24 protein-coding genes and 2 pseudogenes are annotated in these 25,599 nt (G+C 64.0%); 13 read left to right on the top strand and 13 right to left on the bottom strand.

What is annotated here, in order from left to right; genetic code table 11:
• Positions 1 to 218: 218 nt before the first annotated feature.
• The 5 genes from GKC70_RS01240 to GKC70_RS01220 form a co-directional block, all read right to left on the bottom strand.
• On the bottom strand, positions 219 to 1,457 hold the full coding sequence (locus GKC70_RS01240) for a heme biosynthesis protein HemY (RefSeq protein WP_342650211.1): 1,239 nt from the start codon (positions 1,455 to 1,457) through the stop codon (positions 219 to 221).
• Positions 1,454 to 2,554, bottom strand: a complete 1,101-nt coding sequence (locus tag GKC70_RS01235; protein WP_342650210.1) for a uroporphyrinogen-III C-methyltransferase — start codon at positions 2,552 to 2,554, stop codon at positions 1,454 to 1,456. The genes GKC70_RS01240 and GKC70_RS01235 overlap by 4 nt, the downstream gene beginning before the upstream one ends.
• Before the next feature lie 46 nt (positions 2,555 to 2,600).
• Positions 2,601 to 3,368: a uroporphyrinogen-III synthase gene (locus tag GKC70_RS01230; protein WP_342650209.1), complete on the bottom strand. Its 768-nt coding sequence runs from the start codon at positions 3,366 to 3,368 to the stop codon at positions 2,601 to 2,603.
• Complete coding sequence (hemC, locus tag GKC70_RS01225) at positions 3,365 to 4,306, bottom strand: hydroxymethylbilane synthase (protein WP_342650208.1); 942 nt, start codon at positions 4,304 to 4,306, stop codon at positions 3,365 to 3,367. The genes GKC70_RS01230 and hemC overlap by 4 nt, the downstream gene beginning before the upstream one ends.
• Before the next feature lie 116 nt (positions 4,307 to 4,422).
• Positions 4,423 to 5,163 (bottom strand): LytTR family DNA-binding domain-containing protein, encoded by a 741-nt coding sequence (locus tag GKC70_RS01220; RefSeq protein ID WP_342650207.1) that lies wholly within the window; start codon positions 5,161 to 5,163, stop codon positions 4,423 to 4,425.
• Positions 5,164 to 5,470: 307 nt separating this feature from the next.
• Between GKC70_RS01220 and argH the strand changes: the two genes are divergently transcribed.
• Positions 5,471 to 6,865 carry an argininosuccinate lyase gene (argH, locus tag GKC70_RS01215; protein WP_039581526.1) on the top strand — a complete coding sequence of 465 codons (1,395 nt, stop codon included), beginning with the start codon at positions 5,471 to 5,473 and terminating at the stop codon, positions 6,863 to 6,865.
• 39 nt (positions 6,866 to 6,904) lie between these two features.
• Here the strand turns inward: argH and GKC70_RS01210 are convergent, their stop codons facing one another.
• Complete coding sequence (locus GKC70_RS01210) at positions 6,905 to 7,564, bottom strand: glutathione S-transferase (protein WP_342650206.1); 660 nt, start codon at positions 7,562 to 7,564, stop codon at positions 6,905 to 6,907.
• A 151-nt stretch (positions 7,565 to 7,715) separates the two neighbouring features.
• On the opposite strand from GKC70_RS01210, the gene GKC70_RS01205 reads away from it, so the two are divergent.
• The 4 genes from GKC70_RS01205 (at position 7,716) to GKC70_RS01190 (ending at position 12,264) form a co-directional block, all read left to right on the top strand.
• Positions 7,716 to 8,021 carry a hypothetical protein gene (locus GKC70_RS01205; protein WP_342650205.1) on the top strand — a complete coding sequence of 102 codons (306 nt, stop codon included), beginning with the start codon at positions 7,716 to 7,718 and terminating at the stop codon, positions 8,019 to 8,021.
• 45 nt (positions 8,022 to 8,066) lie between these two features.
• Positions 8,067 to 8,312, top strand: a complete 246-nt coding sequence (locus GKC70_RS01200) for a TIGR02647 family protein (RefSeq protein WP_039581529.1) — start codon at positions 8,067 to 8,069, stop codon at positions 8,310 to 8,312.
• A gap of 170 nt (positions 8,313 to 8,482) precedes the next feature.
• Positions 8,483 to 11,344 carry a class I adenylate cyclase gene (locus GKC70_RS01195; RefSeq protein ID WP_342650204.1) on the top strand — a complete coding sequence of 954 codons (2,862 nt, stop codon included), beginning with the start codon at positions 8,483 to 8,485 and terminating at the stop codon, positions 11,342 to 11,344.
• A 77-nt stretch (positions 11,345 to 11,421) separates the two neighbouring features.
• A complete protein-coding gene (locus GKC70_RS01190) occupies positions 11,422 to 12,264 on the top strand; it encodes a hypothetical protein (RefSeq protein WP_342650203.1) in 843 nt (280 codons plus the stop codon).
• A gap of 34 nt (positions 12,265 to 12,298) precedes the next feature.
• Here GKC70_RS01190 and rnk read toward each other — a convergent pair whose 3' ends face one another.
• The 3 genes from rnk to cyaY all read right to left on the bottom strand — a co-directional run bounded on the left by rnk (position 12,299) and on the right by cyaY (position 13,397).
• Positions 12,299 to 12,709 carry a nucleoside diphosphate kinase regulator gene (rnk, locus tag GKC70_RS01185; RefSeq protein WP_342650202.1) on the bottom strand — a complete coding sequence of 137 codons (411 nt, stop codon included), beginning with the start codon at positions 12,707 to 12,709 and terminating at the stop codon, positions 12,299 to 12,301.
• Between the two features lie 132 nt (positions 12,710 to 12,841).
• On the bottom strand, positions 12,842 to 13,063 hold the full coding sequence (locus tag GKC70_RS01180; protein ID WP_116889736.1) for a DUF1289 domain-containing protein: 222 nt from the start codon (positions 13,061 to 13,063) through the stop codon (positions 12,842 to 12,844).
• A 1-nt stretch (position 13,064) separates the two neighbouring features.
• A complete protein-coding gene (cyaY, locus tag GKC70_RS01175) occupies positions 13,065 to 13,397 on the bottom strand; it encodes an iron donor protein CyaY (RefSeq protein WP_342650201.1) in 333 nt (110 codons plus the stop codon).
• 258 nt (positions 13,398 to 13,655) lie between these two features.
• Here cyaY and GKC70_RS01170 point away from each other — a divergent pair.
• The 6 genes and pseudogenes from GKC70_RS01170 (at position 13,656) to GKC70_RS01145 (ending at position 18,264) form a co-directional block, all read left to right on the top strand.
• Positions 13,656 to 13,858: pseudogene (locus tag GKC70_RS01170) on the top strand (lipoprotein).
• A 9-nt stretch (positions 13,859 to 13,867) separates the two neighbouring features.
• Positions 13,868 to 15,115 carry a diaminopimelate decarboxylase gene (lysA, locus tag GKC70_RS01165; protein ID WP_039581537.1) on the top strand — a complete coding sequence of 416 codons (1,248 nt, stop codon included), beginning with the start codon at positions 13,868 to 13,870 and terminating at the stop codon, positions 15,113 to 15,115.
• A gap of 4 nt (positions 15,116 to 15,119) precedes the next feature.
• Positions 15,120 to 15,950, top strand: a complete 831-nt coding sequence (gene dapF / locus GKC70_RS01160; RefSeq protein ID WP_039581540.1) for a diaminopimelate epimerase — start codon at positions 15,120 to 15,122, stop codon at positions 15,948 to 15,950.
• A gap of 13 nt (positions 15,951 to 15,963) precedes the next feature.
• A complete protein-coding gene (locus GKC70_RS01155; RefSeq protein WP_039581543.1) occupies positions 15,964 to 16,674 on the top strand; it encodes a DUF484 family protein in 711 nt (236 codons plus the stop codon).
• A pseudogene (xerC, locus tag GKC70_RS01150) lies at positions 16,674 to 17,572 on the top strand (tyrosine recombinase XerC). The gene GKC70_RS01155 and the pseudogene xerC overlap by 1 nt, the downstream one beginning before the upstream one ends.
• Entirely contained in the window at positions 17,569 to 18,264 is a 696-nt protein-coding gene (locus GKC70_RS01145) for an HAD family hydrolase (protein WP_342650200.1), read from the top strand. The pseudogene xerC and the gene GKC70_RS01145 overlap by 4 nt, the downstream one beginning before the upstream one ends.
• Positions 18,265 to 18,330: 66 nt before the next feature.
• Here GKC70_RS01145 and sutA read toward each other — a convergent pair whose 3' ends face one another.
• From sutA to glnK, 3 genes are all read right to left on the bottom strand, one after another.
• On the bottom strand, positions 18,331 to 18,660 hold the full coding sequence (gene sutA / locus GKC70_RS01140; protein ID WP_342650199.1) for a transcriptional regulator SutA: 330 nt from the start codon (positions 18,658 to 18,660) through the stop codon (positions 18,331 to 18,333).
• 436 nt (positions 18,661 to 19,096) lie between these two features.
• The gene (locus GKC70_RS01135; RefSeq protein ID WP_039581549.1) at positions 19,097 to 20,431 is read right to left on the bottom strand and encodes an ammonium transporter; all 1,335 of its coding nucleotides are present in this window, start codon (positions 20,429 to 20,431) and stop codon (positions 19,097 to 19,099) included.
• Between the two features lie 49 nt (positions 20,432 to 20,480).
• Positions 20,481 to 20,819: a P-II family nitrogen regulator gene (gene glnK / locus GKC70_RS01130; RefSeq protein ID WP_002555808.1), complete on the bottom strand. Its 339-nt coding sequence runs from the start codon at positions 20,817 to 20,819 to the stop codon at positions 20,481 to 20,483.
• Between the two features lie 410 nt (positions 20,820 to 21,229).
• On the opposite strand from glnK, the gene GKC70_RS01125 reads away from it, so the two are divergent.
• Entirely contained in the window at positions 21,230 to 21,493 is a 264-nt protein-coding gene (locus tag GKC70_RS01125) for an accessory factor UbiK family protein (protein ID WP_029612547.1), read from the top strand.
• A 384-nt stretch (positions 21,494 to 21,877) separates the two neighbouring features.
• Here GKC70_RS01125 and GKC70_RS01120 read toward each other — a convergent pair whose 3' ends face one another.
• Complete coding sequence (locus GKC70_RS01120) at positions 21,878 to 22,048, bottom strand: hypothetical protein (protein ID WP_342650198.1); 171 nt, start codon at positions 22,046 to 22,048, stop codon at positions 21,878 to 21,880.
• 345 nt (positions 22,049 to 22,393) lie between these two features.
• On the opposite strand from GKC70_RS01120, the gene mgtA reads away from it, so the two are divergent.
• Positions 22,394 to 25,105, top strand: coding sequence for a magnesium-translocating P-type ATPase (mgtA, locus tag GKC70_RS01115; RefSeq protein WP_342650197.1), 2,712 nt, complete (start codon positions 22,394 to 22,396; stop codon positions 25,103 to 25,105).
• Positions 25,106 to 25,599 lie beyond the last annotated feature (494 nt).

The raw sequence follows: 25,599 nt of genomic DNA, 5'->3' as shown, positions 1-25,599 counted from the left end.
TTGCTACAGAGGGAAGAAGTCGTTCATTGGAAGGGAAAGATTTCTGATGTCGGTAGGAAGAATCCTAGGCCGTAATGACAATGAAGTAGCGTCTGACCCGCCTGATTGAAATAGGCCGTAAATACCGCAGCGGTCAGGGTGCCCAGCGGCACCCGATCAAGGCATAGGCGATGCCGGGCCACGCAGCAGAATCACGCGGCTCGGCACACAGACGCCGCTCAGGTCTGGACCGCCTCAGGCAACGGCAGGGCCAGCAGGCGCTCGTCGAGCAGCCCCAGACCCTCCTGGAACAATTGATTGCTGCGCTCGGTCTCGCCCAGCCCTGCCAACAGTCGCGCCAACTCGGCACAGGTTTCCGGGTTGCGTTGCATGCGCAGACTGCTCTCGAAGTAGTCGCGAGCTTTGCCCCAGAGGCGGTTCTGCTGGCTCAGACGACCGAGGGTCAGCAGCAAGCTCGGGTCCTGCGGGTGGTCCTTGAGCCAGCCTTCGGCGGTCTGCAACTGGCGCAATGGATCGTCACCGCGTACCAGCCCGTACAGACGCGCCAAGTGGCTTTCATACTGACGCTTCAAGGCGCTGCGCAGCACCTGCTCCGCCTCCCCTTGGGCGCCCACCTGACGCAGTTGCTCGGCATAGGCCAGTACCAACTGCGGTTCATGGCGCTGGGCCGAGGTCAGTTGCTGCCAGGCACGCTCCAGCGACTGACGCGCCGCCTGTGGATCTTCACCCCGCGTGGCGGCCAGGCTCAGGTTCTGCCCCCAGGCACGCTGTTCCAGTTCGGCCAGCTCTGGGGCCGGCAGCACCTTGCCCTTGCGCAAGTCGGGCAGCAGGCGAATCAACGCAGGCCAGTCGCCGCGCTCGCGGTGCAGACGCTGCAGCAAACGCAGCACCTGGACGTTGTGCGGATGGCGCTCCTGCATCACCAGCAGGGTATCCAGCGCACCGTCGGTATCGCCGCGGTCCATCTGCAGTTGCGCATGGGTCAGCGCAATGGCCAGCTCAGCCTGGGGCTGACGCTCCAAGGCGCGTTCGAGCAAATTGTCACTGTCCTCGGTTCGCCCCTGCTCGTTGGCGGCGCGCGCCGCACCGAGGTAATACAACAGCGGCTGACGCTCGGCCTCGGCGGCACGGTGCAGGTGACGCTGAGCACTGGCCCAGCGCCCCTCGGCCAGGTCCAACTGCCCCTGCTCGATGGCGATGCGCACACGACGGCGACGGTTGCGTCGCGACCATGGGTTGACCACGCCGCTGGATGTCAGCACCAGCCCCACCAGATAACGCAGCAGCAGCAGGGCCAGCACGAACACTACCAACGCCGCCAGCGCCGCCCATAAGCCCGACTGATAACGGAAGCCCCCGTAGGCGATCAACACGTAGCCACTGTGCTTGGCGATGGCCACGCCCAGCCCCGCCGCAACGACGATTGCCAGCACGGCCAGCAGGTAAACACGCTTCATGGCTTGGCCCCCTCACCCTCGGCCGGCAGGTGCCGGCGCTGGATGTAGGCCTGCACCGCCGCCAGGCTTTCAGCCAGATCGGGAACCTGCACCGACACCGGCTGTTCGGCCAGGGCGTTGAGGCTGTCGAGCATGGCCTTGCTCTGCGGATTGTCGACATTGAAGTTGGCCAGCAGCACGCTGCGGGCATCGTCCAGGGCACGGGTGTACACCTTGTCCTGACCGTTGAGCGCGGCCCACTGGGCCTGTTCGAGGGTCAGGCTCAACGCCAGGCGCACCTGGCTGAGCGACTGCCCGGCCAGCAGCGGACGCACGTTCTGGTCGGCATTGAAGTCGACTTGGAAGTATTTGGAAATTTCCGCCCACCAGTTCGACAGACGGGTGCTGAAGTCGCCGTCTTCGGTCAGCGCACCAACCGCGTTGGCATCGCTGTCGAACTCCGGCGCCAGGGCGCTGAGTTGCTGGACCTGCTCGCGCTGCGCGGCGAGCTTGAGGAACAGGCCGGTTCGGTCAGGTTGCTGGGTGCTTTGCAGGGTCGCCAGGCTGCGCGCCAATTGCTCACGCGCGGCGAACACACCAGGATCGCTCTGCTCGCGCAGAATCTCGTCGGCGCCCTCGACCAGTGCCGTGGCGCTGGTGATGTCCTGCAAGGCTGACAGACGCAGGGTGGCCAGGCGCAGCAGATGTTCGGCCTCGGCCAGCCGCCATTCCTTGCGGCTTTCGCCCAACACCGTTTCCAGGCGCTGACTCAGCCGCTGCTGGTCGCCCTGCAACTGCGCTACCAGACGCCGGCGGTCTTCCAGTTCACTGGCTGCCGGCAGGCCGGCGAGCTGCGAGCCCAGTTGTTGCTGACGCTGCTGCAACGCCTCGGCGCGCTGGTTCAGCGCCTCGATATGCTCGCCCTGGCCCTGCTCGTTGCCTTGCAACTGATGCACCTGCCATGCGCCCCAACCGCCAACGCCCAGACCGGCCGCGCCAAACAGCAGCGCCAGCATGGCCAGGCCGTTGCCAGCCCGCTTGGCCGGCTGCTCGACGGGGGTGTGCGGCGCCTCGGCCGCCGTGGGTTGTTCGTTGTTGGACAAGACAGTCTCGCTCACGTATCCATCCTTTGCATGGGGGCGCCGTCGCTCTGCGCTGGGCGCCTTAAGAGGCAGGTGCAGCGCTGCGCTGCACGGCTGCCAGCAAAGCCGTGGCACTGGCGCCACGGCAATCCACAACCTGTTGGGCACCTGCTGCCCTGGCCTGCTCGGCGACCCGCGGGCTCGGCACGAACAGGGGCATCTGCGCAACGCGGGGCCACTGGGCGCCAGCGAGCCGCTGCAGATGTTCGAAACCCTGCCCACTGCTGACCACCAGCCCGTTCAGGCGTTCCGCTTCGATCCGTTGCAGCAGGCTGCCTGGCGGATGATCCGGCAGGCGACGTTCATACAGTTCCAGATAATCGACACTAGCACCTTGCTCACCAAGACGCTCGGCCAGCAGTTCGCGACCTCCCTTGCCACGGACGATCAGGACACGTGCTGTAGGAACCGCGATAGCCTCGCGCAGGACGGACACACCGAGCAAGGCCTCGCTATCATCGCCGGCTGTAGGGTAAGTCACCTGCAGACCCGCGGCCTGGAGCACCCGGGCCGTGGCTTCGCCCACGCTGAACCAGCCGTGGCGCGGCGCGGCGAGCGCGGCGTCGGCGAGCCGATCCAGCAGCAGGCGCGCAGCCGGCTTGCTCACGACGATGATCGCCTGATAGCTACCGATAGCGTCCAGTCGCTGCCGCGCGGCAGCGTCCAGGGCGACAGGCGCGATCGCCAACAACGGCAGGCTGCTGCTGGCAATACCCGATGCGCTCAGCACCTGCGCCACCGCCGCGCATTCCTCGGCAGGCCGAGTCAGCAGCAGGCGCCAGTTGCTCACGGATGACCGGCCTCGCCGTAGACGTCCTTGAGGATCGCCTCGGCGCCCTGCGCCAGCAGTGCCTCGGCCACCTGCACACCCAGGCGTTCAGCCTCGGCGCGCGGCGCGCGGGCATCGGCCACCAGCAACGTCCTGCCGCTGGGCTGGCCCACCAGCCCGCGCAGCCACAGGTCATCGCCCTCGAGCACGGCGTAGCAGGCGATCGGCACCTGGCAGCCACCGTTCAGACGCTTGTTCATCGCCCGCTCGGCCTTGACCCGATCCGCCGTGTCGGCATGGTCGAGCGGCGCCAGCAGCGCATGGATTTCCCGGTCGGCACTGCGGCACTCGATGCCCACTGCGCCCTGGCCACCCGCCGGAAGGCTGTCGTCGATGCCGATGCTGGAGGTGATACGTGCTTCGAAGCCCAGGCGAATCAGCCCCGCTGCCGCCAGGATGATCGCGTCGTACTCTCCGGCATCGAGCTTGGCCAGGCGCGTGTTGACGTTGCCGCGCAGGAAACGGATCTCCAGGTCTGGGCGACGGGCCAGCAACTGCGCCTGCCGGCGCAGGCTGGACGTGCCGACGATGCTCCCGGCCGGCAGCACATCAAGGCTGTCGAAGGTGTTGGAAACGAAGGCATCGCGCGGGTCTTCGCGTTCGCAGATGCAATACAAACCCAGGCCCTCGGGGAAGTCCATGGGCACGTCCTTCATCGAATGGACGGCGATGTCGGCCTCGTTGTCGAGCAGGGCGGTTTCCAGCTCCTTGACGAAAAGCCCCTTGCCGCCGATCTTCGCCAGTGGCGCGTCGAGCAGCTTGTCGCCACGGCTGACCATCGGCACCAGGGACACGATGAGACCGGGATGCGCCTGTTCCAGGCGCGCTTTGACGTATTCGGCCTGCCACAGGGCCAAGGCGCTTTTACGGGTGGCAATGCGGATTTCGCGAGTGGACATCTGACGCACCGAAGCAGAGAAATGCCGGCGATGATAACAGCTCGGCTCGCTTGGCTAGCAGATCCAGGTCATTACAAGGCCTGCCATCCCTGGCGACGGCCATGCGCGGGCAAGGCTTAGAGCTGCTGCATCATCTTGCGCACACCGGCTACATGCCGGCGGCTGACGGTCAGCGCATCGCCGTTCAAGCCCTTGAGAAACAGTTGGAAGTGGCCAAGTGGCGTACGTTGCAGCCGCTCGATGCGATCGCGCGCCACCAGCGCGTTGCGATGGATGCGCACGAAGCGCTCGCCGAACTCGTCTTCCAGGGATTTGAGCGGTTCGTCCAGCAGCACCTCGCCGCCTTCGTGGCGCAAGGTCACGTATTTGTGATCGGCGATGAAGTAGATCACCTGACCCAGCGGAATCAGTTCGATACCTTTGCGGGTGCGGGCGCTGATATGGCTGCGTGGGCCTGCACCGGCTTCGGTCGCGGGCCGGGTGAGTGCCTCGAGCTGGGTACGGTTGGGTTTGTCGGCCCTGCGCAGGGCATCGCGCAATGTCTGGGGTTGGGTGGCGTGGCCGACGTGGCTGAGGGTGCTGTGGTTGAACGCCTCCAGCTCGTCGTCATCGAGGCAGAACACCACCGCTGGCGGCGCCTCACGTTCGCACAGGCGAGCCGCGACCTGCAGGCCGTCCAGGCCTGGCATGCGGGTGTCGAGCAGCACCACGTCGGGTTTCAAGCTGTCGATCAGTGCCAGGGCCTCCTCGCCGCTGGTGGCACTGGGTTCCAGCACGTTGTAGCCCTCCAGCTCGCCAAGCAGGCGGCTCAGGCGGTCACGGGCCTGGGATTCATCGTCAACGATCAGGACATTCATAATTGCGCTGGATTCCTGAGTGAGTCTCGCAAGGTGGGTCTGCGTGACAGGAGTCGGTGGACCGTGTTGCGGTCACGCTACAGACCCATGCGAAGGCCAAAGATTCACTGGTCCGACAGAATCGCTGCCGGCCCTCTGTGAAACTGTAGACGGTCCGTGGAACGCTGCCGTTCAATCGCTGAATATCCTGTAGCGCCGCTGGCATGCCGCAAAACGGCCATCGCGCCGACCGCTGTCCTACGGACGGCAGCCCAACCCTGCTATCATCGGCGCCACTTTTTCATTCACGCCTTCTATGAGTGGATCCATGAGCACCGACAAGACCAACCAGTCCTGGGGCGGCCGCTTCAGCGAGCCCGTCGACGCCTTCGTCGCCCGCTTCACCGCCTCGGTCGATTTCGACAAGCGCCTGTACCGTCACGACATCATGGGTTCGATTGCCCACGCCACCATGCTGGCGCAGGTCGGCGTGCTGTCCGACGCCGAACGCGACGCGATCATCGACGGGCTGAACACCATCCAGGGCGAAATCGAAGCGGGCCAGTTCGACTGGCGCGTCGATCTGGAAGATGTGCACATGAACATCGAAGCGCGCCTGACCGACCGCATCGGCGTCACCGGCAAGAAGCTGCACACCGGCCGTAGCCGCAACGACCAGGTCGCCACCGACATCCGCCTGTGGCTGCGTGACGAAATCGACCTGATCCTGGCCGAAATCACCCGCCTGCAGCAGGGCCTGCTGGCCCAGGCCGAGCGCGAAGCCGAGACCATCATGCCCGGCTTCACCCACCTGCAGACCGCCCAACCGGTGACCTTCGGCCATCACCTGCTGGCCTGGTTCGAAATGCTCAGCCGCGACTACGAGCGCCTGGTCGACTGTCGCAAGCGCGTCAACCGCATGCCCTTGGGCAGCGCCGCACTGGCCGGCACCACCTATCCCATCGACCGTGAACTCACCTGCACGCTGCTAGGCTTCGAGGCGGTCTCGGGCAACTCGCTGGACGGCGTGTCCGACCGCGATTTCGCCATCGAATTCTGCGCTGCCGCAAGCCTGGCGATGATGCACCTGTCGCGCTTCTCCGAGGAGCTGGTGCTGTGGACCAGCGCGCAATTCCAGTTCATCGACCTGCCCGACCGCTTCTGCACCGGCAGCTCGATCATGCCGCAGAAGAAGAACCCGGACGTCCCGGAGCTGGTGCGCGGCAAGACCGGCCGTGTGTTCGGCGCCCTTACCGGCCTGCTCACCCTGATGAAGGGCCAGCCGCTGGCCTACAACAAGGACAACCAGGAAGACAAAGAGCCGCTGTTCGACGCCGCCGATACCCTGCGCGACTCGCTGCGCGCTTTCGCCGACATGATTCCGGCGATCAAGCCCAAGCACGCGATCATGCGCGAGGCCGCGCTGCGCGGATTCTCCACCGCCACCGACCTGGCCGACTACCTGGTGCGTCGCGGTCTGCCGTTCCGTGACTGCCACGAGATCGTCGGGCACGCGGTCAAGTACGGCGTCGACCACGGCAAGGACCTGGCCGAGATGAGCCTGGAAGAGCTGCGCCAGTTCAGCGACCAGATCGAGCAGGATGTGTTCGCCGTGCTCACTCTGGAAGGCTCGGTGAACGCGCGCAACCACATCGGCGGCACCGCACCTGCCCAGGTGCGCGCCGCTGTCGCTCGCGGCCAGGCGCTGCTGGCCGCACGCTGATCGAGCAACGGTCGGGGCTGCCCGCCAGCCCCGGCCCCTTCAGCGCTTGTTCTTGATCATTTCCAGGAACGCCGGCATCGCCGCTTCCTTGTCGGCGACGATCCGCGCCATGTGCGGGTTTTCCTGCAACTTCTGCAACAAGGCTGCGGCCTGCGGGAAGTCGGCGAGGAAATCGATGCCCAGCACCTTCTTGCCCACCGCGCAGGCCAGATCCACTGAGAAGCAGAACATCAGGTCCGCCAAGGTCAGGCGTTCGCCGGCCACATAAGGCGCGAACTTGCCATTGCGCTTGAGCGTGCCGAAGCCCACCAACAGTTCGGCGCGGGCTTTCTCCTTGACCAGCGGCTCCACCGGCTGACCGAAGAACGCCTCGGCATAGCAGGTGCGCGCGGGCAGCTCGATGTACAGCTCGATTTCCTTGAGCAGCTCGCGCACCTTGGCGAGCTCGAACGCATCGCGAGGCAATAGCGGATGCTCGGGGTGGGTCTGCTCGATGTACTCGAGGATCACGTTGGTTTCGCTGAGAAAACCGTGCTCGGTTTCCAGCGCCGGCACCTTGCCGCGCGGGCTCACCGCCAGCACCTGCGGGGTCTGCCCGGAGACGAACAGCACTTCCTCGAAAGGCACGCCTTTTTCCAGCAGGGCCAGTTTGACCATGTTGTAGTAGTTGCTGACCGCGAATCCGTAGAGCTTGAGCATGGGGTACAGCCTCCAGGCCGTGTGAGGGGTTGGCCCGCACGTTTATAGCCGCACTGGCCCTGCTCTGACCAGCATCATGGCGCACGTCGATGATCGGGCATTGCCCAGGCAGGCATGGCACACTGTGCGCCTTATCCACAGGAGCAGCGCCATGAGCGAACCCACCGACCTCGACAACGACGACGAAGCCTTCGCCGAAGCCACCCTGACCCAGGCTATCGAAAACCAGATCGAAAGCGGCAATCCGCCCGCCGCCAAGGCCACCTACAACAAGCTGAGCCTGGTCGGCTACGCGCATGAGGACATCCTCAACCTCATGGCCCACGTGCTGGCCATCGAGATCGACGCGCTGCTCAATGAAGACCGCGCGTTCAATACCGAATGGTACGAAAACGCCCTGCGCGCCCTGCCGGAATTGCCGCCTGAGGCAAATCAAGGCGACGACAAACAAGTCTGACTACACTCCTGACTTCCATCCTCGTCTGGAAGTCAGGAGTTGCCCATGTCCTTCACCCCCGATCTGATCGCCGAACTGGAAGTGCTTGCCCTGTTCAACCTGGACAGCAGCCAGGAAGGGATCAAGATTCACGCCAACGCTTCACCCTCGCTCATCGCCGCCGCCAAGCGCCTGCATGAGAAGCAGCTCACCGATCAGCCCGATGGCGGCTACCTGACCAGCCTCGGTCACGACGCGGTCGAGAGCGTGCAACTGCTGCTGAACGTGCTCAAGTCACCACAGCCCGCCTAGCCACGTAAAGACGCCTTCTCGGGATCGCACCGCGCAGGCGTCCCTCACGACGCCTGCCTGCCAGGTCGCCAGCCGCTGGAAAAATGGCGCCAAAATGCTATCCATTCTCTTATGCATTCTTGTCGCTCAGGTTACACTCGCCGACGCATCCCGACTTGCCTGAGCACGTCATGAGCCACCCTCACGAAATTCGCCCCGACCTGGACCAAGGCATTGACCGCAAGGTGCTGTCGACCCTGCGTGGGCGCTTCCTGCAGATCAATCAAGGTCGCCTGGAACGGGCCATGGACGGGCTCTCCAGCCGCCAGCAGACGGTGCTCAAGCTGTTGCCACTGTTCTTCCACGTCAATCATCCACTGCTGCCTGGCTACGTCTCGGGCGGCACGCCAGCCGGCGTATCGGGCTTCGAGCCGGACGCTGAACTGCTGGCCGAAGCCCAGCGCCTGACCCGCTCGTTCACCTACAAGGCACGCCACGGCAACCCGCCTCAGCCGATCCATGGACTGTTTCTGATGGGCAGCCTCGGCACCCTGGCCCAGGCCGAACAGAGCGACATGGACCTGTGGGTCTGCCACGCGCCGGACCTGGCCGAACCTGAGCTGGCCGAACTGCGACGCAAGTGTCAATTGCTCGAGGCTTGGGCGGCCACCCAGGGCGCCGAGGCGCACCTGTTCATGATCGAGCCGCACGGCTTCGCCCAGGGCCAGCGCGACGGCCAGCTCAGTTCCGACGACTGCGGTACCACGCAGCACTTTCTGCTGCTCGACGAGTTCTACCGCACGGCGATCTGGCTGGCCGGGCGCACCCCGCTGTGGTGGCTGGTGCCGGTGTATGAAGAGTCGAACTATCAGGCCTACACCTGCACGCTGCTCTCCAAGCGCTTCATCGGCCCCCATGAGGCGCTCGACCTTGGCCACCTGGCGGACATTCCCGCCCAGGAATTCGTCGGCGCCGGGCTGTGGCAACTGTTCAAGGGCATCGACTCGCCCTACAAATCGTTGCTCAAGCTGCTGCTCACCGAGGCCTACGCCAGCGAGCACCCCGAGGTGCGCTGCCTGAGCCTGGACTACAAACGCGCCGTATTCGCCAATTGCCTGGACCTGGACGAGCTCGACCCTTATGTACTGGTCTACCGGCGCATCGAACGCTACCTGTTGCAGCGCAACGAGCGCGCGCGCCTGGAGCGGGTACGCCGCAGCCTGTATCTGAAGGTGAACAAGAAACTCAGCGTGTGCGCACGCTCGACTCGCGACGGTTGGCAACAGCGCCTGCTCGCCCGCCTGACCGACGAATGGGGCTGGAGCGACCAGCAACTGGCCCTGCTCGATACCCGCAGTCAATGGAAGGTCCGCCAAGTGGCGCTGGAGCGCCGCGAGCTGGTGAGCGAACTCAATCACAGCTATCGCTTCGTCAGTCAATTCGCCCGCGAAAAAGGCGCCGGCAGCCGCGCCGAGCAGCGCGACCTGAACGTACTCGGACGGCGCCTGTATGCCGCCTTCGAACGCCGCGTCGGCAAGATCGAAGTCATCAACCCCGGCATTGCTCCGGACGTGGCCGAGGACACCCTGACCTTGGTGCAATCGCCCAACCGCAAGGAGCCTGGCACTTACCTCTGGGGGCTCTACCCCGGCAGCCTGGGTGTGCATGAATGGGAGCCTACCCACCCGCTCAAGCGCTGCCGCGAGCTGATCGAACTGCTGGCCTGGGCGCACCGCAACGGCGTCATCGACAGCAGCACGCGCCTGGCTCTGCACCCTGGGGTCAGCGACCTGAGCGAATTCGAACTGTTCAACCTGATGGGAAGCTTGCAGCAGAGCTTGCCCCTGCCGCTGCCGAACGTCAGCGACATCGACCTGCTGCAACCGAGCGTGGCCCAGGAAGTCCTGCTGCTGGTGAATGTCGGCCTCGATCCGCTGCGTCAACACCGTGACCTGAACATTCTGATGACCACCGAGCGCACCGACTCGCTGAGCTACGCCGGGGTGCGCGAAAACCTGGTGCTGACGCTCGACCAGGTCACCCTCAACAGCTGGAACGAAGTGCTGGTGCAGCGCTACGACGGCGAACATGCCTTGATGCGCTGCCTGCGCGATTTTCTCAACAGCCGTGGCTCACGCACCCCGCGCCCGCGCCTGACGGTACGCTGCTTCTGCCATAACCGTGCCCAGGCCATCGCCCAGCGCGTCGAGGAGTTGTTCGACACCGCCCAAGGCCTGCTGGAGCGCGACCTCGGTCATCGGTTCCTGCTGCAAGTGGCGCAGCATACCCATGTGCTGGCGCTCGACGCGGGCCAGGTCGAGCTGACCACGCTGGACGGGCACGCGGCCCTGCTCACCCACCTGGGCGAAGAGCGCACGCACTACAGCCCCTTGCAGTTGGATGGCCAAGCCCTGACGGACCACGACTTGCCGCTGTTGCTGGCACTGGGTCAGCCCGAGTGCATTCAGGTGTTCTATCGCCTGCATGAAGGGTTCGCCGACCTCTACGTGCTCGACGAGCACGGGGCGTTGTGGCAACAGCAATCACCGCTGCAGGATGAAGAGCACCTGCTGCTGCCCTTGCAGCGTTTCCTGAATTCGGTGGCCATACGCCGCAAGGCGCGCCTGCCGCTGGACGGTCGCCAAGCGGCGCTGGATATCCACTATTACCAGTTGCTGCCCAATGGCCCGGGGAAGGCTCGAAGCGTGGAGCGGCGCCCGACACCGGCCGTGGACGAAGCCCAGCCCTACTACGAAGTGCAGGCGATCGTTCAGGCCACCCCACAGCAGGCGCCACAGGTCACCTTGTATTGCGATCAGCTCGAATATTCCGAGCTGGAGTATGGCGATCAGCTGTATGCCGTGGTCGCGCGACAGATCCTCGAGCAGCGCCACAGCGCAGGTGTTTACCGCTGCTATATCACCGACCTGGACCTGTCGGGCCTGGACGACGAACGACCGGCCTCGACTGCGGTTCTGCTGCGCCACAAGCAAGCCCTTGAGCAGGCGCTGAACGACGGCCTGCATCTGCAACAGCGCACATCGCAGCCCTGACCCTGCACCGATTCCCGCTGCTGCCAATCCATCGGCCGCACCACCATCAAGCGCTCTTGGCACTGGAGTACTCGATGATGAACAAAGCATGTTGGATGGGCTCGACCCCTGAACTGGGCAGCCTGCGTATTCACGAACTGATTCTGCCCGGCAGCCACGATTCGGGCATGGACACCAAGGTCGGCGGCGTGATCGCCCAGGAGCTCACCCAGGACGTTCCCTGTATCGATCAGGTCCGTGGCGGTATTCGCGTGCTGGACCTGCGCGTGCGGGCATACCACGAATACACCCCGGATCAAGCCTACCGCTATCAGCTGTTCCACATGAGCAGTTCCGGGCGCAACCTGTTCGGCGACGTCCTCAATCAGCTCAAGCAGTTTTTCAAAACGCCGGCCAACGCCAAGGAAATCGTGATCCTCGACTTCCATCAGTTCGAGCGCTTCGGCGAGAAGGAACACGGCTGGCTGCGCGAGGCGATGAACCGGCACTTCGGCTCGATGTTCATCCCCAAGTCCCTGAGTCACCTGACACTGGACGAGTTGTGGAGCCAGCACCCGGGCAAGAACATCGTGATCGCCTACAACCATCAAGACCGCGGCGACTATTGGCCTGGCGTGCGTCAGGTGTGGATCGGTGAAAACACACCCTCGGCCGCCACGCTGAAGGCGTTCATGGACAAGCAACCACCGGTGGACGATACCAAGGGCGAGCTGAGCGCGATTCAGTGCGCCAAGTACAACGTGGCCGAGTTGTTCCGCCCGGAGGACTTCAGCGACAAGATCGACGAGTGGTTCGAATCGCAGGACCTGAACAGCTATATCCAGAAATTCCGCATCATCAACACCGACTGGTCGCTGCGCAGCCGCATCGTCGACAACTGCATCCATGCCTGCCAACTGCGGGCCAGGCAGGCCCGCTGACGCTTGTCGGGCAAGGCCTCAAGTCTCGGCCAGCTTACAGATCGAAATCGCCCGCCGCTTCGGGCTGGTATTCGACCGCCAGCAACTTGAGCTTGAGGGTCTTGCCGCCCGGTGCCGGCCAGTCGATCTGGTCGCCCACCGACAGGCCGAGCAGCGCGCAACCGATCGGTGCGAGGATCGAGACGTTGCCCTCCACGCCCGCGTCCTTCGGGTACACCAGCGTCAAGTGGTAATCCTTGCCGGTGGCCTGCTCGCGGCAGTGCACGCGCGAGTTCATGGTCACCACACCGGCCGGGACTTCCTCGTGACCGACCACCTGATCGGCGCGGTCCAGCTCGTCCTGCAGGGCGAGCACACCCGGCGTACTGTCGTCGAGGCTGTCGATCAGACGCTCCAGACGCTGCACGTCCAATCGGGTGAGGATAAGGGTAGGTTGGCTGCTCATGATCCAGTCGGACTCCTTTCAACGGGGCATTTCAGGCTGTAGATAAAGCAAAACCCCGCCCAAGGGCGGGGTTTGCTGATGGCTTCTGGCGAGGCCAGTAATGGCTCGACACTACCACAGCCGGACAAATACTCAAGCCTCAGGCGTCGCCGCCCTCAGCGCCCGGGCCTCGCGGCAGATGTGCCGGCGCCGTTCATCGTCGGCCGCGCGCCATTCGCGGATGTGCTCCACATGCCGGTAGCAACCGGTACAGACACGACGCTCATCGAGCCGACACACATTGATGCAGGGCGAAGGCACGGCTGGGCTGACGTTGCTGTAGAGCGGCTTGGGTGGCCGCGGCTGATCGCTCATGTCAGATCTCGTCGAAGTCCAGCTTCTCGCCGACCCGCTCACAGACGATGCGTTCGAGCATCTCGCCGAGCAGCTCTTCGCTCTTCTCGCACACCCACTTGCCGCTCTCTTCGTCGTAGTCGAAGTGAAAACCGCCGGAACGGTCGGCCAGCCACAGTTGGCGCAGCGGTTCCTGGCGGCTGAAGATCAGTTGGCTGCCGTTGTCGAACTTGATGGTCAGCACCCCGGCGGAGTTTTCCATGTCCAGATCCAGGTCGGTGTCATCGAACAGATCCTCCAGGGCCTGTTGGGTGGCGTCGACCAGATCGTGGAAACGCGCTTCGCTCAAACTCATTGCAGGAACCTCGGAAATGGCTGCAGGGACGCAAGCCGGGCACGATACCGGCGCAAGGCGCCCAGCTTCAAGCCGTAAGCGGCAAGAGACAAGAAAAACCGCCCAGCGCAGACGACCGGCGCCACAAACTTGCCGCGTGCAGCTTGCCACTTGCCGCTCGCGGCTTGCGGCTCGACTCGCCCGGACCCTCGCATAGGCAATCTGCCGGGCGCTCGGTATACTCGGGCGCAATACTGCTTAATTCAAAGGATTTCGCCCATGAAGCGCCTGATTTCCTCCGTTGCGGCGCTGGTCGCTGTTGCCTGCCTCGTTTCGGCCTGCGGCCAGAAAGGCCCCTGTACCTGCCTGAAGACGGCAAGGACGGCAAGAGCGCACGCAAGTCGTCGCATCAACACGGGCAGCCGGCCCAGGCCGCGCCGCAAGACGAAGAACCGCTGCCCGAGCAGTCGCCAGCGCAGTAAGGAAATCCCATGGACGCATTCAACTACCGCGGCGGCGAGTTGTTCGCCGAGGGCGTGGCCCTGTCGGCCATCGCCGAGCGCTTCGGCACCCCCACCTACGTCTATTCGCGCGCCCATATCGAGGCCCAGTACCGCAGCTACACCGACGCCCTGCAAGGGGTCGAGCACTTGGTGTGCTTCGCGGTCAAGGCCAACTCCAACCTGGGGGTGCTGAACCTGTTGGCGCGCCTGGGCGCAGGCTTCGACATCGTCTCCGGCGGCGAGCTGGAGCGCGTGCTGGCCGCAGGCGGACGCGCCGACCGCGTGGTGTTTTCCGGCGTCGGCAAGACCCGTGAAGACATGCGCCGCGCCTTGGAAGTGGGCGTGCACTGCTTCAACGTCGAATCCACCGACGAACTCGAGCGCCTGCAAACCGTGGCCGCCGAGATGGGCAAAGTGGCCCCGGTGTCGCTGCGGGTCAACCCGGACGTCGATGCGGGCACCCACCCGTACATCTCCACGGGCCTGAAGGAAAACAAGTTCGGCATCGCCATCGCCGATGCCGAAGCCCTCTACGTGCGCGCCGCGCAACTGCCGAACCTGGACGTGGTCGGCGTCGACTGCCACATCGGCTCGCAGTTGACCACCGTCGATCCATTCCTCGACGCGCTGGATCGCCTGCTGGCCCTGGTCGATCGCCTGGCCGAGTGCGGCATCCACCTGCGTCACCTGGACCTGGGCGGCGGTGTCGGCGTGCGCTACCGCGACGAGCAGCCGCCGCAGGTGGCCGACTACCTGCAGGCCATCCGCGAGCGCGTCGGCGCGCGCGATCTGGCGCTGGTATTCGAACCGGGCCGCTACATCGTCGCCAACGGCGGCGTATTGCTGACCCGCGTCGAGTACCTCAAGCACACCGAACACAAGGACTTCGCCATCATCGATGCGGCGATGAACGACCTGATTCGTCCGGCCCTGTACCAGGCCTGGATGGACGTCAGCGCCGTCAGCCCGCGCGAAGGCCAGACACGCGCCTACGACCTGGTCGGGCCCATCTGCGAAACCGGCGACTTCCTCGCCAAGGACCGTGCGCTGAACCTGGCCGAAGGCGATCTGCTGGCCGTGCGTTCGGCGGGCGCCTATGGTTTCGTCATGAGCTCGAACTACAACACCCGGGGCCGCTGCGCCGAGGTGCTGGTCGATGGCGACCAGGCCTTCGAAGTGCGCCGCCGCGAAACCATCGCTGAATTGTTCGCCGGCGAAAGCCTGCTGCCGGAGTGAACCCATGCTGCTGCGTTTTACCAAGATGCACGGACTGGGCAATGACTTCATGGTGCTCGACCTGGTCAGCCAGCATGCGCACATCCAGCCCAAGCACGCCAAGCAATGGGGCGACCGCCACACCGGCATCGGTTTCGACCAACTGCTGATCGTCGAGGCGCCGAGCAATCCGGAGGTGGACTTCCGCTACCGGATCTTCAACGCCGACGGCTCCGAGGTCGAACAATGCGGCAATGGCGCGCGCTGCTTCGCCCGTTTCGTGCTGGACAAGCGCCTGACGGCGAAGAAGCGCATCCGTGTCGAGACCAAAGGCGGCGTCATCGAGCTGGACATCCAGAACGATGGCCAGGTCTGCGTCGATATGGGGCCACCGCGCTTCGTGCCGGCCGACATCCCCTTCGTTGCCGACGAGCAGGCGCTCAGCTACCCGCTGCAGATCGATGGACAGGTTCATCAGATCGCCGCCGTGTCGATGGGCAACCCCCATTCGGTGCTGCGCGTCGATGACGTGCAGCGCGCACCGGTACACGAGCTGGGACCGAAGATCGAACACCATCCGCGCTTCCCGCAACGGGTGAACGCCGGCTTCCTCCAGGTTGTCGACCGTCACCGCGCCTACCTGCGGGTATGGGAGCGCGGTGCTGGCGAGACCCAGGCCTGCGGCACCGGCGCCTGCGCCGCCGCCGTGGCCGCCATCGCGCAGGGCTGGATGGACTCGCCCGTGTGCATCGAGCTGCCGGGCGGACGCCTGAGCATCGAATGGGCAGGCCCGGGCCAGTCGGTACGCATGACCGGTCCCGCCGTGCGCGTCTACGAAGGACAGGTCCGTTTCTAAACGAGTATCCGCCATGACCGATCAGCCACAGGTTGTACCCGAGCAAGCCGCCGATCTCGACGCCGAGGCGGTGATCGCCTACCTGCGCGCCCACCCCACCTTCTTCGCCGAGCACGACGACCTGCTGGTCGAGCAACGCATCCCCCACCAGCGCGGCGACAGCGTATCGCTGGTGGAACGTCAGCTCACGCTGCTGCGCGAGCGCAACATCGAGATGCGCCATCGCCTGTCGCAACTGATGGACGTAGCCCGCGACAACGACCGACTGTTCGAGAAAACGCGTCGGCTGATTCTCGACCTGCTCGACGCCAACACCTTGGAAGAAGTGGTGATGGCGGTCGAAGACAGCCTGCGCCAGGAATTCCAGGTGCCCTTCGTCAGCCTGATCCTGTTCGGCGACAACGCCGCGCCCGTCGGGCGCTGGGTCAGCAGCGCCGAGGCGCAACAGGCCATCGGTGGGCTGCTGGGCAGCGGCAAGACGGTCAGCGGCAACCTGCGCGAGCATGAGCTGGCCTTCCTGTTCGGCGACGAACAGCGCCTGGAGGTGGGCTCCAGTGCCGTGGCCTCGCTGGAGCACCAGGGGCTGCACGGGGTACTGGCCATCGGCAGTCGCGACCCGCAGCACTACAAGAGCAGCGTCGGCACCCTGTTCCTCACCTACATCGCCGAAATCCTCGGCCGCGTGGTTCCACGGGTGACGCAGACGCTGCGCTCGGTGCGCTGATGGAACGTGAGCTGGCGGCTTATTGCGCGCACCTGCGCAACGAGCGCCAGGTGTCCGAGCACACCCAACTCGCCTACCGGCGCGATCTGACCAAAGTGCTCGAATTCTGCAATAACCAAGGCATCGCCAGTTGGAAGACATTGCAGATCCAGCAGTTGCGTCAACTGGTGGCGCGTCTGCACCATCATGGCCAGTCCTCGACCAGCCTGGCGCGCCTGCTCTCGGCAGTGCGCGGGTTGTATCGCTACCTCAACCGCGAAGGATTGTGCGAGCACGACCCGGCCAACGGCCTGGCACCGCCCAAAGGCGAACGCCGCCTGCCCAAGACCCTCGACACCGACCGCGCCCTGCAACTGCTCGACGGCGGCGTCGATGACGACTTCATCGCCCGCCGCGACCAGGCCATCCTCGAACTGTTCTATTCCTCGGGCTTGCGCCTGTCGGAGCTGACTCAGCTGGACCTGGAGCAACTCGACCTCGCTGGCGCGCTGGTGCAGGTCCACGGTAAAGGGGCAAGGCGCGCGTGCTGCCGGTCGGGCGCAAGGCCCGCGAAGCCTTGCACGCCTGGCTGAAGCTGCGCGGCATCAGCGCCCCGCGTGACAGCGCGGTGTTCGTCACCCGCCAAGGCAAGCGCCTGGGCCAGCGGGCCATTCAGCTACGGGTCAAGGCCGCCGGCGAGCGCGAGCTGGGCCAGCACCTGCACCCGCACATGCTCCGCCATTCGTTCGCCAGCCATCTGCTGGAGTCGTCCCAGGATTTGCGGGCAGTACAGGAAATGCTCGGCCACGCCGACATCAGTACCACGCAAATCTATACCCACCTGGACTTCCAGCACCTGGCCGCCGTCTACGACAGCGCCCACCCACGGGCCAAACGCAGCAAGGATAGCGACTCATGACCATCAAACTGATCACCTTCGACCTGGACGACACCTTGTGGGACACCGCGCCCGTGATCGCCAGCGCCGAAATTCTCTTGCGCGACTGGCTGGCTGCCAACGCCCCACGCCTGGGCAGCGTGCCGGTCGAACACCTGTTTGCCATCCGCGAACGCCTGGTCCAGGCCGAACCAGCGCTCAAGCACCGCATCAGTGCGCTGCGCCGACGCGTGCTGTTCAACGCGCTGGCGGAAGTCGGCTACGCCCAAGAGCAGGCGCAGGCGCTGGCAGACGAAGCCTTCGAGGTGTTCCTGCAGGCCCGGCACCAGGTCAAAGTGTTCCCAGAAGTCGAGCCGGTATTGGAGATCCTGCGCCAGCACTATGTGCTGGGCGTAGTGACCAATGGCAACGCCGATGTGCGTCGCCTGGGCATCTCCGACTACTTCCGCTTCGCCCTGTGCGCCGAGGACCTGGGCGTGGGCAAGCCTGATCCGGCGCCATTTCTCGAAGCGCTCAAGCGCGGCGGGGTCGAGGCAGCAGCCGCAGTACACATCGGAGACCATCCGGGTGATGACATTTCCGGCGCCCAGCGCGCCGGCCTGCGCGCGGTGTGGTTCAACCCCCAGGGCAAGGACTGGACCGGCGAGCGCGCGCCGGACGCCGAGGTCCGGCAGTTGTCGCAGCTTCCCGAGGTGCTGGCACGCTGGCGCTGAGGGTCTGCCTTCTCACCACCCACAAAAAAGCCCGCAGCGACGGCGGGCTTTTTCGCACTCAGCCACTCAGATAGGGCGGCTGCCGTACTTGTTGTCCGGCTTCTTGGGCGGATCGGCGACCACGTTGGCCTCCACTTCCTGCACCTTGCCACCGCGCGCCAGGAACTCTTCCATGGCCCGGGCCAGCGCATCGCGCTCTTTCTGCTTGGCCTCCAGGCTCGGCATGTCGTCTACCGAGACAGCGGCCTTGGATTTGCCCTTGGCCGCCGGCGCCGGACTGCTGTCGTCGTCGCCGGCATCTTCGGCACCGTCGTCGGCCGCCGTTTCGAGGGCCTCGTCACCCTCTTCGTCGTCGCCGACTTCGAGGTCATCGTTTTCCAGATCGTCGTCGCTCATGTTCTACCTCATGACTTGCGAAAAGCAGATTAGTTATGGCCCAGTGATGCCGTAGACCGGCAGCCACCGGTGAAAATTCCACCGACCGTGGATTGGCCACGGCCTGGAGTATGCGCTGCGTACAGGGAGCGCTTGCCAGCAGGTTCCGGCCTAAGGCCAGCACTGGCGAAATCTTCGGCGGGGGCCGATGGCCTTGCGCTATGAGCCAGCCTAGCAAAGCTGGCACCGACGTGCGCAGGGCGCCTCGAAGGCCCCCTCCGGCGCGCATTCTAGCGCGCCGGGAGAAAAAGCAAAGCTCCATCAGTACCCGTCATTTTGTAAGTATTCGCCCTACGTCACGAACGTGTCGGGTAAACCGTTTGCCCCAAGGCGAAACAGTAAAAATCAGGCAAAAAAATGCCCGGACGAGCCGGGCAAGTTTTTTACCGCATGGCGATTACAGGTTGTAACCACGCTCGTTGTGCTGAGCCAGGTCGAGACCGACCGACTCTTCTTCTTCGTTGACCCGCAGCCCCATCACCGCGTCCAGTACCTTGAGAATCACGTAGGTGACGATGGCGGTATAGGCCACAGTGAAGATCACGCCCTTGGCCTGTACCCAGACCTGCGCACCGATATCGGTGACCGTGCCGAAGCCGCCCAGCGCAGGTGCCGCGAACACGCCGGTGAGAATCGCGCCGACGATGCCGCCCACGCCATGCACGCCGAAGGCATCGAGCGAGTCGTCATAGCCCAGCTTGCGTTTGAGGCTGGTGGCGCAGAAGTAGCAGATCACGCCGGACGCCAGGCCGATCACCAGAGCGCCCATCGGACCTACCGTGCCCGCCGCCGGAGTGATGGCGACCAGACCCGCGACCACACCCGACGCGATGCCCAGCGCGCTCGGTTTACCATGACCGATCCACTCGGCGAACATCCAGCTCAGCGCGGCGGCGGCGGTGGCGATCTGGGTCACCAGCATGGCCATGCCGGCGGTACCGTTGGCGGCCGCGGCGGAGCCTGCGTTGAAGCCGAACCAGCCGATCCACAGCATGGCCGCACCGACCAGGGTGTAGCCCAGGTTGTGCGGTGCCATCGGCGTGGTCGGGTAGCCCTTGCGCTTGCCCAGCACCACGCAGGCCACCAGGCCCGCGACACCGGCGTTGATGTGCACCACGGTGCCCCCAGCGAAGTCCAGCACGCCCCAGTCCCACATCAGCGCACCGTCACCGCTCCAGACCATGTGCGCGATCGGCGCATAGACCAGGGTGAACCACACGCCCATGAACACCAGCATGGCAGAGAACTTCATGCGCTCGGCGAAGGCACCGACGATCAGCGCTGGGGTGATGATGGCGAAGGTCATCTGGAAGGTGATGAACACCGCCTCGGGGAACAGCGCGGTGGCCGAGGTCAGGCCCGATGGCGTGACGCCCGCGAGGAAGGCCTTGGAGAAGCCGCCGATGAAGGAATTGAAGTTGAGCACGCCCTTTTCCATACCGGCGGTATCGAAGGCGATGCTGTAACCGTAGACAACCCACAGGATGCTGATCAGACCGGTGATGGCAAAGCACTGCATCATCACCGACAGCAGGTTCTTGGAGCGCACCATGCCACCGTAGAACAGGGCCAGGCCCGGGATGGTCATGAACAGTACCAGCGCGGTGGCGGTGAGCATCCAGGCGGTGTCGCCGGAGTTCAGCACCGGGGCGGCGGCTTCGTCTGCCAAGGCCAGGCCAGGCATGACGAGGGACAATAGGGCTCCTAGCCCTGCGATCTTGCGCAGAGTCATTTGTTTTCTCCTGGGGCGTGTTGGGTTTGGTGAGGCGGTGTTGCGTCGCTTAGATCGCGTCGGTATCGGTCTCGCCGGTACGGATGCGGATGGCCTGCTCCAGATTCACCACGAAGATCTTGCCGTCACCGATCTTGCCGGTGTTGGCAGCCTTGGTAATGGCTTCGATCACCCGGTCCAGGTCCTTGTCGTCGATGGCGACATCGATTTTGACCTTGGGCAGGAAATCGACCACGTACTCGGCACCACGGTACAGCTCGGTATGGCCCTTCTGCCGGCCGAAGCCCTTGACTTCGGTCACGGTGATGCCCTGCACGCCGATTTCCGACAGCGACTCGCGCACGTCGTCCAGCTTGAACGGCTTGATGATGGCAGTGACTAGCTTCATGAAACTCTTCTCCCGATTTGGTGGACTTGCCCCAGGAAAACAAACCCGTCTCAAGTCTAAGCGCAGCGCCTGGCTTTGTAACGCGTCGTTGGTTTCCTTCCCCCCTCCGACGCACGCTTCGGTGGGTGACGTGAGACCTAGCGATTGCGCCTGCACACTGCCCGATCACTCAGGACGTCATCAGTGCATGGCTTGCGAGAGTCATTGCAGAAACCTTGCCATTTCTCAAAAAACTCGGAATTACAGGCCATTACGTTATCGCTCGAGGATTGGCCTGAGGCCCTCAGAGAAGAAGGCGCACAATTCCGGTGCATCCAACCCCTGCATGCTGCGCAAAAAGTGTGCATCCAGCCGTTCCGGGGCACCGTGCTACACTGCCAACCCTTCCCTCTTGATGGACAGCCTGCCCCATGCTCGCGCCCAAAGCCCTCCTCGATGCCCTGAGCGACCAGGCCTCGCGCCTGTTCAGCGGCGATACTGCGCAACCGCGCGCCGAACTCGAAAGCCAGTTCAAGGCCCTGATGCAGAGCACCTTCAGCAAGCTGGACCTGGTCAGCCGAGAAGAATTCGACAGCCAGATGGTGGTGTTGGCCCGCACCCGTGCTCGCCTTGAAGCACTGGAAAAGCAGGTGGCCGACCTCGAGGCCCGCCTGGCGCCTTCAGCGGACCACTGAGCCCCCAGCTGGCAGAGCCTGCACGGTGCAATGCCGCCTGCAGGCCGGGCATATGAAGCATGCTTTCCTACACACTAAATATCGCATTCGACAAGATGAAAGTTATTTAACGACCCCCTCTGCGATTGACTTCGATACTACCCTTGAATAAAGTTCGCTCGCCTTGGGAAAAGGCCCTTATTCCACTCAATGAAGCATTCAATGGACACAGTATCTAGTCGCTGCCTGATCGGCGCCCCACGGGCCGGTCAGGCACTGAAATCGGAACACCGGTCCCAACACCAGGATCGGGCACGCCGCGCCAGAGCCTGACGCTCCGCCGTGACTTGCCTCGCCCGGTGCCCGCCGGTCGGAGGCAAGCTCATGACCCTCACCTCGTTCGTTTCACATCGCCTGCACGCCTGCCTGGCCGCGCTGCATGCGCGCACCCGCAGGCCACTCGGCGCGAGGCTTGAAGACGTTCCCACAGCCGCTGCACACGGCCCGCAACTGCGCGCCATCTGGCAGGCCCATCCTGGTCACGGAAAACTCCAGTTGCGCCTGCACTGGTGCCATGACGCCCTCAGGAACCTCCGAGTCGCAGCGGGCCGATGGCCTGGTTTCGCGCCTGCCTGAGGCCCTCGAACTTCATCTGAAAACCGTATTTAAACGGTCACTTCCGTGCAAACTTTTTTAATTTAAAAGTTTGAGGGCCCCTTATTGCCTGAATTATTTGAACGAGGACAAACCCATGGACTGCGCGAGTAGAAAGTTCGCTGCCGGATCAACTTCCGACCCTCGGCAGCGAACAGACAACCGTCGGAAAAACCTGGTTTTTTCATGCGCCCCGACATACCGCCGTTCACCCCGTGAGTGAAACGTCTGTGTGGCGTGCCGCCGCAGCGGCAGGAGCACAGCAACATGACCGCCAAATACCGCAATACCCCGTCGGCCAAGGCCGAGCGCGAAACCCGCCTGTCCACCCAGGCCGCCCGTGAGGCGCACCATGGTCTGGCCGTCACGCTGGCCAACCTCGACACCAGCGAGTTGGGCCTGACCGAGCAGGAAGCCGCCAAGCGCCTGAAGCGCGACGGCGCCAACCAAGTGGCCCAGGACCGTCAGGCACCCGCCGTGGTGCAACTGCTCAAGGCCCTGAACAACCCCTTCATCTATGTCCTGCTGACCCTCGCCGCGATCAGCTTCGTCACCGACTACTGGCTGCCGATCCGTGCCGGCGAAGGGGACGACGCCGACCTGACCAAGGTCATCATCATCATGACCATGGTCAGCGTCAGCAGCCTGCTGCGCTTCTGGCAGGAGTACCGCTCTAACAAGGCCGCCGATGCGCTCAAGGCGATGGTTCGCACCACCGCCACGGTGCTGCGCCGCGAACGCTTCGGCCAAGCACCGGCCCTGCGCGAAGTGCCCATGAACGAATTGGTGGTCGGCGATCTGGTACAGCTCTCGGCGGGCGACATGATCCCCGCCGACGTGCGCCTGCTCGAGTCGCGCGACTTGTTCATCAGCCAGGCGGTGCTGACCGGCGAAGCGCTGCCGGTGGAGAAGTACGACACCCTCGGCCACGTCGCGCAGAAATCCGCCGAAGACGCCGGCGACGCCGACAGCCCGCTGGAGCTGTCGAACATCTGCTTCATGGGCACCAACGTGGTCAGCGGCCGGGCCCGTGCGGTGGTGCTGGCCACGGGCAAACGCACCTATTTCGGCTCCCTGGCCAAGGCCATCGCCGGGTCGCGCACCCAGACCGCCTTCGATCGCGGGGTGAACAGCGTCAGCGCACTGCTGATCCGCTTCATGCTGGTGATGGTGCCGGTGGTGTTCATGATCAACGGCCTGGTCAAGGGCGATTGGGGCGATGCCTTCCTCTTCGCCCTGGCCGTGGCGGTGGGACTCACCCCGGAAATGCTGCCGATGATCGTCAGCGCCAACCTGGCCAAGGGCGCGGTCGCCATGGCCCGACGCAAAGTGGTGGTCAAACGCCTGAACGCCATCCAGAACTTCGGCTCCATGGATGTGCTGTGCACCGACAAGACCGGTACCCTCACCCAGGACCGCATCATTCTCGAACACCACGTACGCCTCGACGGTCAGCGCGACCGTCGTGTGCTGGAGCTGGCCTGGCTCAACAGCTATCACCAGAGCGGTATCCGCAACCTGATGGACCAAGCGGTGCTGCATTTCGCCGGCCAGGACCACGCCTTCGAGGCGCCGCGCAGCTACACCAAGATCGATGAGTTGCCGTTCGACTTCATTCGCCGGCGCCTGTCGGTGGTGGTGAAGAACGTCCTGGGCCAGCACCTGATGGTGAGCAAGGGCGCGGTCGAAGAAATGCTCGCCATCGCCACCCATGTCCAGGAAGGCGATGACGTGGTGGCACTCGATGCTCTGCGCCGCCAGCGCCTGCTCGACAGCGCCGACGCGTTCAACCGCGATGGTTTCCGCGTGCTGGTGGTCGCCACCCGGCACATTCCCCCTACCGAAGAAAAGGCGCAGTACCACACCGACGACGAGTACGATCTGGTGATCCAGGGTTTCCTCACCTTCCTCGATCCTCCCAAGGAAACCGCCGGCCCCGCCATCGCCGCGCTGCGTGACAGGGGCGTGCAGGTCAAAGTGCTGACCGGCGACAACCCAGTGGTCACCTGCAAAGTCTGCCGTGAAGTGGGCCTCGATCCCGGCCTGCCACTGTTGGGTCGCGACATCGAACGCATGGACGACACCACCCTGGCTATCCAGGTCGAAGCCCGCACCGTGTTCGCCAAGCTCACCCCGCTGCAGAAATCACGGGTGCTCAAAGCCCTGCAGGCCAACGGTCACACCGTCGGTTTCCTCGGTGACGGCATCAACGATGCTCCCGCCCTGCGTGACGCCGATGTGGGGATTTCGGTGGACAGCGGCACCGATATCGCCAAGGAGTCGGCCGACATCATCCTTCTGGAGAAAAGCCTGATGGTGCTCGAGGAAGGCGTGGTACAAGGCCGCGAAACCTTCGGCAACATCATGAAGTACCTGTGCATGACCGCCAGCTCCAACTTCGGCAACGTGTTCTCGGTGCTGGTGGCCAGCGCCTTCATCCCGTTCCTGCCGATGCTGGCGATTCATCTGCTGCTGCAGAACCTGATGTACGACTTCTCCCAACTGGCGCTGCCGTGGGACCGCATGGACAAGGAGTTCCTGCGCCAGCCACGCAAGTGGGATGCCGGCAACATCGGCCGCTTCATGCTGTGGATAGGGCCGACCTCGTCGATCTTCGACATCACCACCTTCGCCCTGATGTGGTACGTGTTTGCCGCCAATAGCGTCGAAATGCAGGCGCTGTTCCAGTCCGGCTGGTTCATCGAGGGCCTGCTGTCGCAAACGCTGGTGGTGCACATGCTGCGCACCCGCAAGGTGCCGTTCTTCCAGAGCACCGCAGCGCTACCAGTTCTACTGGCCACCGGTGCAGTGATGGCCTTGGGCATCTACCTGCCGTTCTCGCCGGTGGGCGCGATGGTGGGACTCGTACCGTTGCCGTGGGAATACTTCCCTTGGCTGGCCGCCACGCTGCTGGGCTACTGCGTGGTGGCTCAGGGCATGAAGACTTTGTACATCCGCCGGTTCGACCAGTGGTTCTAGGTGCTGCCTGAAACCCCTTGAAGCGCGGTAATCCACTATTGAAAGCCGCCCGGCACCTCATTGATCCCCGTTCCTTGAGCGTGCTCGGCGGTTTTTGTCTTGTCTGGCCTAGACCACCCGTTCGTTCGAATCCTGCACATCGTTCACCGGGTAAGTGCATCATCTGAAAACATAATCATTTGAATAGTTCGACATCCAACTGGACAGCTTCTGATAATGCGGTTCATGAAAAACCACATGACACGCTGAAATTGAACCATTCATCGTATTGACAGACAACGACCGTCACTTATACTCGACCGCACTGAGCATCACGTCGGCTGGAGCCGACTATAAGAACAAGGATGACAACAATGTTGATGCACGGCTGCGCACGCATGTGCCCAGCGCCTCGCGCGCTCTCTATAAGCCTTCACGGCAATCATAATAAAGCTTCTACTGTCCTCAGACGTTCACCTCTTAGCTCCCTGCCCTTTATTAACATGCCCGCAACA

The sequence above is a fragment of the Pseudomonas sp. REB1044 genome (assembly GCF_038813925.1).
GTDB classification, from domain to species: Bacteria; Pseudomonadota; Gammaproteobacteria; order Pseudomonadales; family Pseudomonadaceae; genus Aquipseudomonas; species Aquipseudomonas boreofloridensis.
The sequence above is the reverse complement of the archived record's forward strand: the minus strand, read 5'-3'. Positions and strand labels throughout refer to the sequence as shown.

Coding starts and splice junctions, on each gene's coding strand:
- GKC70_RS01240 (WP_342650211.1), bottom strand. CDS start 1,457: ATGAAGCGTGTTTACCTGCTGGCCGTGCTGGCAATCGTCGTTGCGGCG.
- hemC (WP_342650208.1), bottom strand. CDS start 4,306: ATGTCCACTCGCGAAATCCGCATTGCCACCCGTAAAAGCGCCTTGGCC.
- GKC70_RS01220 (WP_342650207.1), bottom strand. CDS start 5,163: ATGAATGTCCTGATCGTTGACGATGAATCCCAGGCCCGTGACCGCCTG.
- argH (WP_039581526.1), top strand. CDS start 5,471: ATGAGCACCGACAAGACCAACCAGTCCTGGGGCGGCCGCTTCAGCGAG.
- GKC70_RS01210 (WP_342650206.1), bottom strand. CDS start 7,564: ATGCTCAAGCTCTACGGATTCGCGGTCAGCAACTACTACAACATGGTC.
- GKC70_RS01205 (WP_342650205.1), top strand. CDS start 7,716: ATGAGCGAACCCACCGACCTCGACAACGACGACGAAGCCTTCGCCGAA.
- GKC70_RS01200 (WP_039581529.1), top strand. CDS start 8,067: ATGTCCTTCACCCCCGATCTGATCGCCGAACTGGAAGTGCTTGCCCTG.
- GKC70_RS01195 (WP_342650204.1), top strand. CDS start 8,483: ATGAGCCACCCTCACGAAATTCGCCCCGACCTGGACCAAGGCATTGAC.
- GKC70_RS01190 (WP_342650203.1), top strand. CDS start 11,422: ATGAACAAAGCATGTTGGATGGGCTCGACCCCTGAACTGGGCAGCCTG.
- rnk (WP_342650202.1), bottom strand. CDS start 12,709: ATGAGCAGCCAACCTACCCTTATCCTCACCCGATTGGACGTGCAGCGT.
- GKC70_RS01180 (WP_116889736.1), bottom strand. CDS start 13,063: ATGAGCGATCAGCCGCGGCCACCCAAGCCGCTCTACAGCAACGTCAGC.
- cyaY (WP_342650201.1), bottom strand. CDS start 13,397: ATGAGTTTGAGCGAAGCGCGTTTCCACGATCTGGTCGACGCCACCCAA.
- lysA (WP_039581537.1), top strand. CDS start 13,868: ATGGACGCATTCAACTACCGCGGCGGCGAGTTGTTCGCCGAGGGCGTG.
- dapF (WP_039581540.1), top strand. CDS start 15,120: ATGCTGCTGCGTTTTACCAAGATGCACGGACTGGGCAATGACTTCATG.
- GKC70_RS01155 (WP_039581543.1), top strand. CDS start 15,964: ATGACCGATCAGCCACAGGTTGTACCCGAGCAAGCCGCCGATCTCGAC.
- GKC70_RS01145 (WP_342650200.1), top strand. CDS start 17,569: ATGACCATCAAACTGATCACCTTCGACCTGGACGACACCTTGTGGGAC.
- sutA (WP_342650199.1), bottom strand. CDS start 18,660: ATGAGCGACGACGATCTGGAAAACGATGACCTCGAAGTCGGCGACGAC.
- GKC70_RS01135 (WP_039581549.1), bottom strand. CDS start 20,431: ATGACTCTGCGCAAGATCGCAGGGCTAGGAGCCCTATTGTCCCTCGTC.
- glnK (WP_002555808.1), bottom strand. CDS start 20,819: ATGAAGCTAGTCACTGCCATCATCAAGCCGTTCAAGCTGGACGACGTG.
- GKC70_RS01125 (WP_029612547.1), top strand. CDS start 21,230: ATGCTCGCGCCCAAAGCCCTCCTCGATGCCCTGAGCGACCAGGCCTCG.
- GKC70_RS01120 (WP_342650198.1), bottom strand. CDS start 22,048: ATGGCACCAGTGCAGGCGCAACTGGAGTTTTCCGTGACCAGGATGGGC.
- mgtA (WP_342650197.1), top strand. CDS start 22,394: ATGACCGCCAAATACCGCAATACCCCGTCGGCCAAGGCCGAGCGCGAA.